Annotated in this window: 13 protein-coding genes; all 13 read right to left on the bottom strand. The window is 60.0% G+C overall.

The window, feature by feature from the left end; all coding sequences use genetic code 11:
- Window positions 1-116: 116 nt before the first annotated feature.
- The 13 genes from mraY to thrC all read right to left on the bottom strand — a co-directional run bounded on the left by mraY (window position 117) and on the right by thrC (window position 14,057).
- Window positions 117-1,103, bottom strand: a complete 987-nt coding sequence (mraY, locus tag AXF19_RS07715; protein WP_066847209.1) for a phospho-N-acetylmuramoyl-pentapeptide-transferase — start codon at window positions 1,101-1,103, stop codon at window positions 117-119.
- Window positions 1,103-2,506 carry a UDP-N-acetylmuramoyl-tripeptide--D-alanyl-D-alanine ligase gene (locus AXF19_RS07710; RefSeq protein WP_066847205.1) on the bottom strand — a complete coding sequence of 468 codons (1,404 nt, stop codon included), beginning with the start codon at window positions 2,504-2,506 and terminating at the stop codon, window positions 1,103-1,105. The genes mraY and AXF19_RS07710 overlap by 1 nt, the downstream gene beginning before the upstream one ends.
- Window position 2,507: 1 nt before the next feature.
- Window positions 2,508-3,992 carry a UDP-N-acetylmuramoyl-L-alanyl-D-glutamate--2,6-diaminopimelate ligase gene (locus AXF19_RS07705; RefSeq protein ID WP_066850127.1) on the bottom strand — a complete coding sequence of 495 codons (1,485 nt, stop codon included), beginning with the start codon at window positions 3,990-3,992 and terminating at the stop codon, window positions 2,508-2,510.
- Window positions 3,993-3,997: 5 nt separating this feature from the next.
- Window positions 3,998-4,366 (bottom strand): cell division protein FtsL, encoded by a 369-nt coding sequence (ftsL, locus tag AXF19_RS07700; protein ID WP_066847203.1) that lies wholly within the window; start codon window positions 4,364-4,366, stop codon window positions 3,998-4,000.
- A 29-nt stretch (window positions 4,367-4,395) separates the two neighbouring features.
- Window positions 4,396-5,331, bottom strand: coding sequence for a 16S rRNA (cytosine(1402)-N(4))-methyltransferase RsmH (rsmH, locus tag AXF19_RS07695; protein ID WP_066847200.1), 936 nt, complete (start codon window positions 5,329-5,331; stop codon window positions 4,396-4,398).
- The gene (gene mraZ, locus AXF19_RS07690; RefSeq protein WP_006692737.1) at window positions 5,328-5,771 is read right to left on the bottom strand and encodes a division/cell wall cluster transcriptional repressor MraZ; all 444 of its coding nucleotides are present in this window, start codon (window positions 5,769-5,771) and stop codon (window positions 5,328-5,330) included. The genes rsmH and mraZ overlap by 4 nt, the downstream gene beginning before the upstream one ends.
- A 254-nt stretch (window positions 5,772-6,025) precedes the next feature.
- Window positions 6,026-7,057, bottom strand: coding sequence for an aspartate-semialdehyde dehydrogenase (locus tag AXF19_RS07685; protein ID WP_066847198.1), 1,032 nt, complete (start codon window positions 7,055-7,057; stop codon window positions 6,026-6,028).
- A 12-nt stretch (window positions 7,058-7,069) separates the two neighbouring features.
- On the bottom strand, window positions 7,070-7,858 hold the full coding sequence (gene dapB, locus AXF19_RS07680; protein WP_066847196.1) for a 4-hydroxy-tetrahydrodipicolinate reductase: 789 nt from the start codon (window positions 7,856-7,858) through the stop codon (window positions 7,070-7,072).
- 84 nt (window positions 7,859-7,942) lie between these two features.
- Window positions 7,943-8,359 carry a type II toxin-antitoxin system HicB family antitoxin gene (locus AXF19_RS07675; RefSeq protein ID WP_066847194.1) on the bottom strand — a complete coding sequence of 139 codons (417 nt, stop codon included), beginning with the start codon at window positions 8,357-8,359 and terminating at the stop codon, window positions 7,943-7,945.
- A 40-nt stretch (window positions 8,360-8,399) separates the two neighbouring features.
- Window positions 8,400-8,561 (bottom strand): type II toxin-antitoxin system HicA family toxin, encoded by a 162-nt coding sequence (locus tag AXF19_RS07670; RefSeq protein ID WP_237141546.1) that lies wholly within the window; start codon window positions 8,559-8,561, stop codon window positions 8,400-8,402.
- Between the two features lie 94 nt (window positions 8,562-8,655).
- Entirely contained in the window at window positions 8,656-10,722 is a 2,067-nt protein-coding gene (gene recG / locus AXF19_RS07665) for an ATP-dependent DNA helicase RecG (RefSeq protein ID WP_066847188.1), read from the bottom strand.
- A 71-nt stretch (window positions 10,723-10,793) separates the two neighbouring features.
- Complete coding sequence (gene pckA / locus AXF19_RS07660; protein ID WP_066847185.1) at window positions 10,794-12,413, bottom strand: phosphoenolpyruvate carboxykinase (ATP); 1,620 nt, start codon at window positions 12,411-12,413, stop codon at window positions 10,794-10,796.
- A 153-nt stretch (window positions 12,414-12,566) separates the two neighbouring features.
- Window positions 12,567-14,057, bottom strand: a complete 1,491-nt coding sequence (gene thrC, locus AXF19_RS07655; protein WP_172837371.1) for a threonine synthase — start codon at window positions 14,055-14,057, stop codon at window positions 12,567-12,569.
- Window positions 14,058-14,122: the final 65 nt, after the last annotated feature.

Here is a 14,122-nt window from a genome sequence, read left to right as displayed (position 1 = left end):
CGGATTTCTTTCGTTCAAGCGAAGCGCGTTTAAGAAGTCCGCCGGTATTTAAGCATACAAGCACGCGATCACTTGCGCAACTAAGCGTTCGCGTGGGGAATGCACGATGCCGCCATTTAAGATATGAGTACAACAATCCACGCGAGCACCGCGCCCGCTGCGCCAACCGCCCAGAACGTATATACCACGCGTGTCTCGCTCCATCCGCCGAGCTCGAAGTGATGATGAATCGGACTCATGCGGAAGATGCGCTTGCCGCGCGTCTGGAACGATATGACCTGCAGGATCACGGACAGCGCCTCGCAGAAGAAGACGAAGCCCACGATGGGCAGAAGCATCTCCGTATGCGAGAGGATCGCGATGCCCGCGAGCGCCCCGCCGAGTGCAAGCGAACCCGTGTCGCCCATGAAGATTCTCGCCGGATGATGATTATACCACAAAAAGCCGACCGTTGCACCAATTATCGCCGCAGAGAACGTCATGAGACTGCTGTCGACAGAATACAGGAGCGCCGCATAGAAGAGCGCCGCCACGGCGACTGTCCCCGAGGCAAGACCGTCGAGCCCGTCCGTCAGATTGACTGCGTTCGACGTGCCGACGAGCACAAATACGACGAGGACGTAGTACAGTGCGCCAATGTCGAGCGTTTCGCCGAGAATCGGCATCCACACGCTCGTATCGTGTCCGAGCAGTGCGCGCCCGATGAGGATGGTAATGGCGGAGATGAGGAGCTGTCCGAGCAGCTTCTGATAGGCGCGCAGCCCGAGGTTGCGTTTCTTCACGACCTTGATATAGTCGTCCGCAAAGCCGAGCAGGAAATGCCCGAGAAAGATGAAGAGCGCGAGCAGCGTCGTCACCGTGAGCGGCGCAAAGAGCAGGGTCGCCGCAGTCACGGCGAGCACAATCATCACGCCGCCCATCGTCGGCGTGCCGCTCTTTGCCTGATGGCTCGCAGGGCCCTCCTCGCGAATGCTCTGCCCGTATTTCAGACGATGCAGAAACGGGAGAAAGTATACGCCACTGAAAAGGACAATAGCGAGCGATGTTACGACGGTCACAAGAGCGCGCAGCTGCGGAGAAAGAAAATCTACGAGATGTTCCATCAGTGCCCCGCTTCCTTGCCCGTCAAAAGTCCGATGATCTCTTCCATCTTCATCCCACGCGAGCCCTTGAAGAGAACTGTATCGCCGTCCGCAAGCAGACTTCTCAGAACGTCAGCTGCCTTCGCGTGCGTCTCCGCGTGATGCGCGTTGCATCCGGCCGCCTCCGCTTCCTCGTGCATCCATCGTGCCTGCGGCCCATAGGTCACGAGTGCCGCAAAGCCCAGTGCCGCGACCCTCCGCCCGATGTCCCGATGCGCCTCCTCGGCAGCCGAGCCGAGTTCGAGCATATCGCCAAGCACGGCAATTTTGCGCCCTGCGTAGAGAGCCGCTGTCGTCTCAATGGCGGCGCGCATGGATGAGGGGCTTGCATTGTAGGCATCGTTGATGAATGTCCATGCGCCGACCTCGTGCACCTCGTAGCGCATCTTCGTCACCATAAGCCGCTGCAGCCCCGTCTGCATCTCCTGCGGCGTGAGGCCGAGCACAAAGCCCGCCGCAAGCGCCGCAAGCACGTTGCTGACATTGTGCCTGCCCGCGAGCGGAATGCTGTAGTCGTGGCGCTCATTCGCCCACGTCACCATGAACTGTGAGCCATCAGCGGAGCAGCGCAACGCCTCGGCGCGCACCTCCGCCGCCGCAGAGATGCCATAGGTCAGGACGCGTACGCCCTCTCCTGCAAGCGGACGCATTGCGGCGACACGCGCATCGTCCGCATTGAGGATGACCGTCCCGCCCGCAGGAATCGCCTCCACGAGCTCTGCCTTCGCCTTTGCAATGTTCTCGATGGAGCCGAGCAGCTCCATATGCACTTCGCAGACATTCGTCACAATGCCGATGTTCGGCACGGCGACGGGCGCGAGCGCCGCGATCTGCCCCAGCCCGCGCATACCGATCTCCACGACGGCGGCAGTATCCTCCGCCGTGATGCCAAGCAGCGTGAGCGGCAATCCGACCTCGTTGTTGTAGTTCGCCGCCGTACGACAGACTGCGCCGCGCCCCGAGAGCACCGCCGCCGTCAGATCCTTCGTCGTCGTCTTGCCGTTCGAGCCCGTGATTGCAACGACGGGGATGTCGAACTTCATGCGCCACGCGTGGGCAATTGCCTGATATGTCACGAGCGTATCCTTTACCGTAAGGACAGCGCCCTTCACCTTTTTCAGCGCCTTCTGTACGTCTGCGGAGATCGGCTCCGCGACGAGCACAGCCGCTGCGCCCTTTGCGAGCGCATCCGCCGCGAAGTCCGCCCCGTCGAAGTTCTCACCACGCAGCGCGATAAAGAGATCTCCATCCGAAATCTTGCGCGTATCGGTCGTAATCTGCGGAATGACGGCAGTACCCGCGAGTTTCCCACTGTGCAGCTGTGCGCCCGTCGCCGCGCACATCTCGTCCCATGTCAGTCCCATATCACAGCCCCCTGATTGCTTCGCGCGCCGTCTCGCGGTCGTCGAAATGAATTGTCCCGTCCTTTAGAATCTGATAGTTCTCATGCCCCTTGCCGAGGATGACAACCGTGTCCCCCGCCTTTGCCGCGCCAATGGCATGAAAGATCGCCGTGCGCCGATCCACGAGCTTCTCGTAAGGTTTTGCACCGATCACGGGCAGAACGCCCGTCTCCACCTCATCCAGAATCGACACAGGATCCTCCGTGCGCGGATTGTCCGAGGTAAGGACGACGATGTCCGAGAGCTCCGCCGCCATGCGTCCCATGATGGGGCGCTTCGTCCGATCGCGGTCGCCGCCGCAGCCAAAGACGGCGATGATCTGCCCCGCCGTCACGGCGCGCGCCGTGCGCAGGACATTCTCCATGCCGTCCGGCGTGTGCGCATAGTCCACGATGACGGAGAAATCCTGTCCCGCGCGCACAAGCTCAAAGCGTCCCGGCACGCCCGTGAACGCACGGAGTGCCGCCGCGATATCCGCTGCGTCTATCTTCTCCGCAAGCGCCGCGCCCGTCGCTGCGAGCACATTGTAGACATTGAACAGCCCCGTGATGCCGATATGCAGCTTCACAGGTTCTGCATCCTCATGAACGAGCGTCAGCTCCATGCCGTCCTGCGCCAGATGCACATCCCGTGCCGCGAGATCAGCGGGCTGCTCCATGCCGTAGGAGATGACGGGACAGCGCGTATGCGCACGCATCGTCACGCTCGCCGCATCGTCCGCATTGAGCACGGCGGTCTTGCCCGCCTTTGTTCCCGCCTCCGACACGAGGTCAAAGAGGCGCGCCTTTGCCCGCGCGTAGTTCTCCATCGTCTTGTGATAGTCGAGATGATCCTGCGTCAGATTCGTGAACACCGCCGTGTCGAACTCGATGCCCGCAACGCGCCCCTGATCGAGCGCGTGGGAGGAGACCTCCATCACGACCGCATCCATGCCGCGTGCACGCATCTCGGAAAGCAGCTGCTGCATGACGATGACATCGGGCGTTGTATTCGCCGTGGGGAACACCTCGTCCTCCATCATGACCTGTATCGTCCCGATGAGTCCCACGCGTTTTCCCGCGTGGCGCAGGATTGCGCGCACGAGATAGCTCGTCGTGGTCTTGCCGTTCGTGCCCGTAATGCCGATGACGCGCATGCTGCGCGCGGGATAGTCATAGAAATACGGCACAATCACATCCAGTGCCGCCTGTAGATCCTGCACGTGGAGGACGCTCATGCCGTCGGGCACAACCACCGTCTCCCGCTCCGTCAAAATGGCGCGAGCTCCCGCCCGCGCCGCATTTGGTATGAAGCTGTGTGCGTCCACATGAGCGCCCGCGATACAGACAAAGAGCGCGCCCTCTCCGACGCGCCGCGAATCCCGCTCAATGCTCGTGATCTCGACGTCGCCCCCTGAGAGCCGCGCGTTCGGAATGAGTTCTGCGAGTTCCTGTAACCGCTTCATCATGCGCATCATTCCCCTTCGTGTGAAAAATACATATTCTGCGGTACCTGCATATGCAGCTGCTCCACGGCAATCGACTCGATCCGCGCGGGCGATTTCAGCTGTGCAATCTCAATCTTGAGCCGCTCGTTCTCCTGTTCGAGCTGATCCGCCTTCTGCTGCGTGTCGAGCAGGGTGTAGCCGTTCTTTGCGCCGATACCGCCGAGCAGTGTCACCACCATCGCGCCGAACGCGATGAGGAAGAAGATCGCACGCAGGCAGTTACGCAGATTCGTATTGACCTCGCGCCGTACGAGCGGCTCCTTCGGCGGCTGTATCTCAGGTGCGGGCGTCTCGGATATCTCGTATTCATAATCGTCTTCTCTATGCGCCAGCATACGCCCTCACCTCCTTTATCTCTAATATCTTATAATTTCTCTGCAGCGCGCAGCTTCGCGCTCTTTGCACGCGGATTTGCCGCGCATTCGCTGGCGCTTGCCGCACGCGCCTTGCCGATCAGCCGCACCTTCGGCGTATGCCCACAGATGCAGACCGGTGTCCTCGGCGGGCAGATGCAGCCCTGTGCGAGTTGCTTCAGCGTCTTCTTTACAATGCGATCCTCGAGCGAGTGGAATGTGATGACGGCAAGCCGTCCGCCCGTTCTGAGCATATCGACAGCATCCTTCATTGCATCTGCAAGAATCGTCAGTTCCTCGTTGACCTCGATGCGGATTGCCTGAAAGACGCGCTTCGCGGGATGTCCCCCCTGCGCGCGCACCGCCTTCGGCACAGCGCGGTCGATCACGGCAACGAGTTCGCCCGTCGTCTCGATGGGATGCTGTGCGCGCTCCTGGGCGATGAACTCCGCGATACGCTTCGCCCAGCGCTCCTCACCGAAGGTGTAGAAAATCTCCGTCAGCGCCTCCGCCGTGTACTCGTTGACAACCGTGCGTGCGCTGCGTGCAGCACGCCGATCCATACGCATATCGAGCGGCGCATCCTGCATATAGGAGAAACCGCGCTCCGCCGTATCAATCTGCGGGGACGAAATTCCCAGATCGAAGAGAATCCCATCGATGGACGAAATGCCCTCACGCCCTAGAATCGCGCACAGATTGCGGAAGTTATCGCGCACGAGCGTGACCCTGCATTTCGCACCTGCAAGGCGTTCCTGCGCGGCGGCAATCGCCAGCTCATCCTGATCGATGCCGATCAAACGCCCCTTCGGCGAGAGCTGTGCCGCAATGCGCCCCGCGTGTCCCGCGCCGCCAAGCGTGCAGTCCACATAGATGCCGTCGGGACGAATACACAGCGCCGTCAGCGCCTCCTCGGGCAGGACGCTCACATGATGAAAGTCCGTCATATCGTAATCCCGTAGCCCGCAAGCTGCGTCGAGATCTCCGTGATATTCGGGTCGACCTCACCCGCATAGCGCAGCCACTTCTCCTTGTCCCAGACCTCGATGCGCGCATCCGCGCCCGTGAGGATGACATCCTGCTTGAGCCCGATGTTCGCGTAGGCGCGCAGATTTGCGGGGACGAGAAAACGCCCCTGCTTGTCGCATTCGAGCGTGCGCGCCCCCGCGATGAAGAAGCGGGCAAAGGCGCGCGCATTCGGGTCGGCAATCGAGAGCGTGCGCAGCTTTGCCGCGAACTCATCCCATGCCGCCTGCGGGAAAAGGAAGAGACTGCCGTCCAGCCCCTTCGTGATGATAAAGGAGACGCCGAGCTCCTGACGGAAGTCGGCGGGCAGGATGACGCGGCCCTTGGCATCAATGCTGTGGGTGTATTCCCCCATGAACATTCTGCCGCACCACCCTTCGAAACTTCATCGCCACAGCGTGGCACTTTCCACCACAATTCGCCACTTTCTTTAACAGTTATAGCAAAATCCATCGTTTTTTTCAAGAAAACAGGCATTCCCTTTTCTCTGCATACAAGCAGTAAAATCTTCTCCACCCCGCGAAACAAAAGGCTGGGGCAGAGGCAATGACCTCCTCGAAAGCGCAAAAAAAGGACATATCTCCTAAGTGGAAATATGTCCCTGAAACTCTATATTCAGACGAGCTCGTGCGCAATCATATACTCTGCAATCTGGAGTGCGTTGAGCGCCGCGCCCTTGCGAATCTGGTCGCCGCAGATCCAGAAGTTCAGAGCATTGTCCGTCGACTCATCGCGGCGCAGACGGCCGATCTCGACGTCCGTCTTGCCCGAGGTGAAGAGCGGCATCGGGTACTCCTGCTCCGACGGATTGTCGCGCAGGATGACGCCGGGGAACGCCGCAAGCGCCGCACGCGCCGCATCGAGGGAGATCTCACTCTCGAATTCGACGTTGACAGACTCGGCGTGACTGCGATAGACAGGCACGCGCACTGTGGTCGCCGTGATGCGCAGACTGTCGTCCTCCATGATCTTCTTCGTCTCGTCGATCATCTTCATCTCCTCTTTCGTGTAGAGGTTGTCCATGAAAACGTCGATCTGCGGGATGAGGTTGAACGCGATCTGATAGTGCTTCGGCAGCTTGCCGACGGGCAGGATGTTCGCCTCGGCGTCCTTGCCCGCCGAGAGTGCCGCGACCTGAGCCTCGAGCTCCGCCATGCCCTCCTTGCCCGCACCCGAGACCGCCTGATAGGTGGAAACAACGATGCGGCGGATCTTCGCGAGATCATAGAGAGGCTTCAGCCCCATGACCATGATGATGGTCGAGCAGTTCGGGTTTGCAATGATGCCCTTGTGCTTCCTGATCGCCTCGGGGTTGACCTCGGGCACGACGAGCGGCACCTCGGGATCCATGCGGAACGCGCTCGAGTTGTCGATGACGACGGCACCCGCCTTGACGGCGTGGGGCGCGAACTCCTTGCTCGCCGCGCCGCCCGCAAAGAGCGCGATGTCGATGCCCGCAAAGGAATCCGCCGTTGTCTCCTCGACGGTATATTCCTTGCCCATAAATGCGATCTTCTTGCCCGCCGAGCGGCTGGACGCGAGGAGGCGCAGCTCAGAGAACGGGAATTTGCACTCTTCGATGAGGTTGAGGAACTCCTGACCGACGGCGCCCGTTGCGCCAAGGATGGCGACACGATATTTCTTCATGATGTACTCCCCTTACAGTAATTTATCCAGTCCGACGGTGAGCGATTTGAGCTCGCGCACCTTCTTTGCAGCGAGCACGACGCCCGGCATGAAGGACTCGCGGTTCAGCGAATCGTGGCGAATCGAGAGCGTCTGCCCAAGTCCGCCGAAGATGACCTCCTGATGCGCGACGTAGCCCGGCAGACGGACGCTGTGGATGTGCATGCCCTCGTAGTCCGCGCCGCGCGCGCCCGCGATCTTCTCCTCCTCGTCGGGGTGCCCCTGCGCGTGCTCTGCGCGCACCTCGGCAATCATCGCCGCCGTCTGCACCGCCGTCCCCGAGGGCGCGTCCAGCTTGTTGTCGTGGTGGAGTTCGATGATCTCGACCTCGGGCATGTACTTTGCCGCCATGCGGCTCATGAGCATCATGAGCACGGCGCCGATTGCGAAGTTCGGCGCAATGAAGGCGGGCGTATCGTTCTCGTCCGCCGCTGCCTTGATTGCAGCCTTCTGCTCCTCAGAGAGACCCGTTGTGCCAACCACAGGCGAGACCTTGTGTGCGAGCGCCGTCAGAACGTTTCCATACACTACATCGGGACGCGTGAAGTCGATCATCACATCGGGGTGCAGACGCTCGAGTGCCGCCGCAAGATCCGTCTCCACAAGAACGCCGTTCTTCGCCGTCCCCGCAAGCTCTCCCGCGTCCGCACCGCCTGTGATATCCACCGCACCGACGAGTTCCAACTCTGCATCGTCGATCACGGCTTTCAGCACCGCGCGCCCCATGCGACCTGCAGCGCCGTTTACCAAAACCTTTGTCAAGGCAATCTCCTCCCAAATTCAATATGTTGCTATTCTAGACCAGAGAATCCCAACATGTCAAGGAATACAACGCCCGCATTATGCTCACTTCGCCAGTTCCAATTTCTGCAGGATTGCATTCTGGAGAGTCTGGGAAAAATTGAGTCCGATGCGCTCTGCCTCAGCGTTCATCCAATAGGGTACAGAGAGGGTTTTCTTGACAAAGCGCTTGCTCTGTTTCTCCCGAAATGCAGGCATAAATGCCTCCACCAGCAGAAAGACCTCGTTCTTTTGCAGTTCCTCCTGCTCTGCCAAAACTCTCATCGAAGACGGTCGGGGAATCTCCTCCTCATCCTGCTCCATTCCATAGAGGTGGAGTGTAAGCGCCTCACGTGCAGCACGCACGGCATCCCCCTCGTCTTTTCCGAATGTGATGCATCCCGGCAAATCCGGAAATACAATATGAACACCATCTTCCTCATAGCTGAAAATCGCAGGATAGCGATAAATGTCTGGAAACATATTGCCCTCCTTAAGGAAGCACTGATAAATTCAGCGATTCCTAAAACTTAAGTCCCGACTGCTTTTCAATACTCTTGAGATCGCGAATTCCCATATCCTTAACGGGATGACGGACGGTCACCCTGCCCGGCTTTGTCGGATGTTTGAACTGGTGATGATCGCCGACACAATTCACTTCGAACCAGCCATCCGCCAGAAGCATACGGAGCACATCCCTCGAAGAATAGCTTTTCATCTCCCACCTCTTCATCTTATAATGTCACGTATTTTATTACGTGTCAATATGTTTTTCCTCCTCAAACCTCCCGCATATATTCAAACCTCTCGCGGTACTGACGCATGAGCGTCGGCAGAACAAAGGAGAGGGCGGCGGGGTCGTCCACGGTGGTAAGCGCGGCACGGCGCGCGAGGAGGAGGAGATCCATGTCGGCGAGCACGTCCGCTATCTTGAGATCGCCGAGTCCATGCTGCATCGCGCCGAAGAACTGCCCCGGACCACGCAGACGCAGATCCTCCTCGGCGAGACGAAAGCCGTCGCTCGTCTGCTCGATGACTTTCAGACGCTCCTGAGAGGATGCGCTCCTGCCCGCAATCAGGATGCAATAGGAGGCGTAGGAGCCGCGCCCGACGCGCCCGCGCAGCTGGTGCAGCTGTGCGAGTCCGAAGCGCTCCGCGTGCTCCACAACGAGGATGCTCGCATTCGGCACGTTCACACCGACCTCAATGACTGTAGTTGAAACGAGCAGCTTGACACGGTTCGCGTAGAAATTCGTCATGACCGCTTCCTTCTCCGCAGACTTCATGCGCCCGTGCAGCAGCCCGCATGGAATCCCGCGAAAGATGCCGTGCGCGAGCTCCTCATAGACATCCTCCGCCGAGGGCAGATCCATCTCCTCGCTCGCCTCGATGAGCGGGCAGACGACGTACGCCTGCCGTCCGCTCTCGATCTCCCTGCGCACGAACGCATAGATCTTTGCGCGCGCCGTCTCATCGCGCAGAAAGGTGCGGATGGGCTGCCGCCCCGGCGGCAGATGCTCGATGCGCGAGACATCGAGGTCTCCGTACACCGTCAGCGTCATCGTGCGCGGAATCGGCGTTGCCGTCATGACGAGTACATCGGGCGTTGCCGCGCTCTTTTTCTCGAGTGCGGCGCGCTGCGCAACGCCGAAGCGGTGCTGTTCGTCCGTCACAACCAGTCCGAGCGCGGCAAAGGCAACGTGATCCTGTATCAGCGCGTGCGTCCCGACGGCAATGTCCACCTCATGCGCGGTCAGCGCCGTATCCATCGCCGTGCGCTCCTTCTTCGTGAGCCGCCCCGAGAGGAAGCCCACGCGTACGCCGAGCGGTGTGAGCAGCGTCCGCAGGTAGTCGTAGTGCTGCCGCGCGAGAATCTCCGTCGGTGCCATCATCGCGCCCTGATGCCCGCTCTCCACGGTTTTGACAAGCGCGAGCAGTGCAATCGCCGTCTTGCCTGAGCCGACATCGCCCTGCACGAGCCGTCGCATGGGCAACGGTGACTCCATATCGCGCCGAATTTCGCCCCACACCTGCTCCTGATCGGCGGTCAATGTGAAGGGGAGAGCTGCACGTACGTGTTCGACGAGCGTGCCGTCCGCTGCGTGCGCAATGCCCTCCTGTTCCTCCGCCGTGCGCTTCTTGAGCGCAAGCAGCCCGCATTGGATGAGATAGAGCTCCTCAAAGGCGAGCCGCCGCCGTGCCGTGCGCAGCTCCTCCTCCTGCTTGGGAAAGTGGATGTGCTGAAAGGCACGCCTTCGACCAATCAGCCGATACTCCTCACGGACGCGCTGCGGCAGATTCTCTTCGATTTCGTCCATCGTCTGCGCGAGTGCGTATTCCATCATTGTGCGCAGCTGCTTCTGCGTCAGCCCCTCCGTCGCCGCATAGACGGGCAGGATGCCGAGATGCTCCCCCGCATCCTCCTCTGCGCCGAGGAGCTCGAACGACGTGATATTTGTGAGTGCGAGCTGACCGCCGCCTTTATAGGCGTACTCCGCCTTGCCTGTGAGGAGGATGCGCCGCCCCTCGCGCAGCTTCGTCTTGAGGAAACGCTGGTTGAACCAGACTGCCTGCGCGTACCCCGTCCCGTCGCCAAGTAGCGCCGTCAAAATCGTAAATCCGCGCCGCCGTCCCTGACGCTCCTGCACCTGCTGAATGACAGCGAACACGGTCGCACGCTCCCCTGCGCGCAGGCGCGCGATGGGCGTCACGCGGCTCTGATCCTCATAGGCGCGCGGATAGTAGGTCAGGAGGTCGTATACGGTCTGAATGCCGAGGCGCGCAAATGCCGCCGCCTTTTTCACACCGACGCCGCGCACCTTATTGATACTGTCCGAGAGCTTCATCGAGCCTCCTTTCCGTTTTCAAAAAAGAAGCTGCCGCAAATGCGGCAGCTTCCTCCGTGTAATGCTGTTGCTTAGAGCTGAGGACCCGCAGGAACGAGCGCCTTGCCCGCTTCGTTGCCCTCATACTTCTTGAAGTTCTTGATGAAGCGCTCCGCGAGATCACGCGCCTTCTCATCCCACTCCGTACGGCTTGCATAGGTGTCGCGCGGATCGAGAATCTTCGGATCGACGCCCGGCAGCTCCGTCGGAACCTCGAAGTCGAAATACGGGATCTTCTTCGTCGGCGCGCTGTCGATCGAACCATCCTGAATCGCGTGGATGATGCCGCGCGTGTCCTGGATCGAGATGCGCTTGCCCGTGCCGTTCCAGCCCGTGTTCACGAGATAGGCGCGCGAGCCGTGCTCCTCCATCTTGCGCACAAGCTCCTCTGCGTACTTCGTCGGATGCAGCTCGAGAAACGCCTGCCCGAAGCACGCCGAGAACGTCGGCGTCGGCTCCGTGATGCCGCGCTCCGTGCCCGCGAGCTTCGAGGTGAAGCCCGAGAGGAAGTAGTACTTCGTCTGCTCCGGCGTCAGGATCGAGACCGGCGGCAGAACGCCGAACGCATCTGCCGAGAGGAAGATGACATGCTTTGCGTGCGGGCCTGCAGACTTTTCTGCAACATGACCGAGCACGATGTTCTCAATGTGGTTGATGGGGTACGATACGCGCGTATTCTCCGTGACCGACTTGTCGGCAAAGTCCACATGACCCGCGAGGTCGACCGTGACGTTCTCGAGCAGCGCGTTGCGGCGGATCGCCTGATAGATGTCCGGCTCCGCCTCGGGGTCGAGGTTGATGACCTTTGCGTAGCAGCCGCCCTCGTAGTTGAAGACGCCCTCATCGTCCCAGCCGTGCTCATCGTCGCCGATGAGGAGGCGTGCGCTGTCGGTCGAGAGCGTGGTCTTGCCCGTGCCCGAGAGTCCGAAGAACAGCGTCGTGTTCTGCCCCTGCTTGTCCGTGTTCGCCGAGCAGTGCATAGAGGCGATGCCCTTCAGCGGGAGATAGTAGTTCATCATCGAGAAGATGCCCTTCTTCATCTCGCCGCCGTACCACGTATTGATAATGACCTGCTCACGGCTCGTGAGGTTGAACATGACCGCCGTCTCGGAGTTGAGACCGAGATCGCCAAAGTGCATGACACGCGCCTTCGCCGCATTGTAGACCACAAAGTTGGGCTTGAAGCTCTCCAGCTCCTCCGCCGTCGGACGGATGAACATATTCGTGACAAAATGCGCCTGCCAAGGCACCTCTGTGATGAAGCGGACTGCCATGCGCGTATTCACATTTGCACCGCAGAACGCATCCACGACGAAGAGGCGCTTGTTGCAGAGCTCGCGGATTGCAATCTCGCGCACGGCGTTCCACGCCTTCTGCGTCGCGCGCTTGTTGTCGTTCTTGTATTCGTCGGAGGTCCACCAGACCGTATCGTGCGAGGTCTCGTCGTCGACGATGTACTTATCCTTCGGGGAGCGACCCGTGTAGATGCCGGTCATGACGTTGACCGCATCACCCATCTCCGTGACCTGTCCGCGCTCATAGCCCTCGAGATCGGGACGCAGTTCCTCACGGAACAGCTGATTGTAGTCGGGATTGTGGACGATTTCCGTCGTGCCCGTGATGCCGTACTGTGTCAGATCAATCGTTGCCATAGTATACCTCTTTCCCCAAAAAATGGCTAAATGGAAGTGAGGCGAAAAAGACACCTCATTAACATACATATTCAACGTACTTTGTGAAAGTTCTTCACATACTCCGGAAATCCTTCTTTGTCATGAAAAAAATTTATTGTTTCCTTGTTTTTTTTATGCTTTGGCAAAAGAAAGTACTGCCGCACGCATGCCATCCTTCTCGCAGACGCCCTTGTGCAGCACGGCAGCCGTACGCAGCGCAGCGAGGCGCGCAGGGATCTCCATCCCGCTCCGCGCATGCAGACGCTCCATCTGCGCGAACTCATCCAAGCCCGCCGTATCTTCGCCGAGCGCGTGGAGCACGCTCGTGCCGAACTTGTACGGGCTTGCCGTCGAGAGCACGACCATCGGACGCACATCACCCGTCGCACGCCGATAGTCCTCCGCCGCGCGGTAGGCAACCGCCGTATGCGTATCGAGCGTATAGGCTGTGCGCTCATACACGGCGCGGATCTCCTCCTCCGTCGCCGCATCGTCTGCAAACGCCGCCCAGAAGTGCTCCTGCAATGCGGGGAGGAGGCAGATCGCATCGTATTTTCCGACCTCTGCAAGCGATTTCATCCATGCGGCAACCGTAGCCGTATCCTCCGTCAGATGATAGAGCAGACGCTCGAGGTTGCTCGAGACGAGGATGTCCATCGACGGCGACATCGTCCGGTAGAAATCGCGCTGCCGATCGTAGATCCCCGTCTGCAAAAAGTCCGTGAGCACATTGTTCGCATTCGAGGCGCAGATGAGCTTTCCGACAGGCAGCCCCATGCGCTTTGCGTAGTAACCCGCGAGGATGTTGCCGAAGTTCCCCGTCGGCACGGTGAAGTTCACGGAGTCGCCCACCTCGATTTTCCCGGCGGCAAGGAGGTCGGCGTATGCGCTGAAATAGTAGACGATCTGCGGCACGAGGCGTCCCCAGTTGATCGAGTTCGCCGAGGAGAGCTTCGTATGGAGGGCGGCAAGCTCCTTCGCCATCGCCGCATCGCCGAAGATCTCCTTCACGCCGCGCTGTGCATCGTCGAAATTGCCGCGCACCGCCACGACGGAGACATTCGCGCCCTCCTGCGTCACCATCTGGAGGCGCTGCACTGGGCTGACGCCGCCATCTGGATAGAACACCATGATGCGGATGCCCTCGGCATCCGCAAAGCCCTCGAGCGCCGCCTTGCCCGTATCGCCCGAGGTTGCAACGAGGATGAGGATTGTGTCCTTCTCCCCCGTCTTTGCGCGCGCCGTACTCATCAGCTGTGGCAGGAGCTGCAGCGCCATGTCCTTGAACGCGCTCGTCGGGCCGTGCCACAGCTCGAGCACCTCGAGTTCCCCGACTGTCCGCACGGGCGCGCGCCGCATATCGTCAAATGTATGCCCGTAGGCGCGGCTGACGCAGCCCTTCAGTTCCTCCTCCGTATAGTCCGTCAGATAGAGGCGAAGGATGCGCACGGCGCGCTCCTCATACGAGAGATCGCGGAGTGCCTCGATCTCGGAGAGCGTCATCTGTGGGAACGAGGCGGGCACGAAGAGCCCTCCGTCAGAGGCAAGCCCCTGCAGGATCGCCTCCGCCGAGGAGACGCGTTCCTTTGCCCCACGCGTGCTGAAATAATCCATTGTATACATCCTTTCGCGCTTTATCTGTGCTATACTGAGATGATTGAATTATACCATTTCAATGGAAGAAAAAG

It is taken from the genome of Selenomonas sp. oral taxon 126 (genome assembly GCF_001683335.1).
Taxonomy (GTDB): domain Bacteria; phylum Bacillota; class Negativicutes; order Selenomonadales; family Selenomonadaceae; genus Centipeda.
This window is presented reverse-complemented; position numbering and strand designations above follow the sequence as displayed.

Bases quoted from the DNA above. Each gene is read 5' to 3' on its own strand.
- AXF19_RS07670 (WP_237141546.1), bottom strand. From the start codon at position 8,561: ATGCTTCTGGCGGATGGCTGGTTCGAAGTGAATTGTGTCGGCGATCAT.
- pckA (WP_066847185.1), bottom strand. From the start codon at position 12,413: ATGGCAACGATTGATCTGACACAGTACGGCATCACGGGCACGACGGAA.
- AXF19_RS07675 (WP_066847194.1), bottom strand. From the start codon at position 8,359: ATGTTTCCAGACATTTATCGCTATCCTGCGATTTTCAGCTATGAGGAA.
- rsmH (WP_066847200.1), bottom strand. From the start codon at position 5,331: ATGACGGACTTTCATCATGTGAGCGTCCTGCCCGAGGAGGCGCTGACG.
- AXF19_RS07710 (WP_066847205.1), bottom strand. From the start codon at position 2,506: ATGGGACTGACATGGGACGAGATGTGCGCGGCGACGGGCGCACAGCTG.
- recG (WP_066847188.1), bottom strand. From the start codon at position 10,722: ATGAAGCTCTCGGACAGTATCAATAAGGTGCGCGGCGTCGGTGTGAAA.
- mraY (WP_066847209.1), bottom strand. From the start codon at position 1,103: ATGGAACATCTCGTAGATTTTCTTTCTCCGCAGCTGCGCGCTCTTGTG.
- AXF19_RS07685 (WP_066847198.1), bottom strand. From the start codon at position 7,057: ATGAAGAAATATCGTGTCGCCATCCTTGGCGCAACGGGCGCCGTCGGT.
- ftsL (WP_066847203.1), bottom strand. From the start codon at position 4,366: ATGCTGGCGCATAGAGAAGACGATTATGAATACGAGATATCCGAGACG.
- AXF19_RS07705 (WP_066850127.1), bottom strand. From the start codon at position 3,992: ATGATGAAGCGGTTACAGGAACTCGCAGAACTCATTCCGAACGCGCGG.
- thrC (WP_172837371.1), bottom strand. From the start codon at position 14,057: ATGTATACAATGGATTATTTCAGCACGCGTGGGGCAAAGGAACGCGTC.
- mraZ (WP_006692737.1), bottom strand. From the start codon at position 5,771: ATGTTCATGGGGGAATACACCCACAGCATTGATGCCAAGGGCCGCGTC.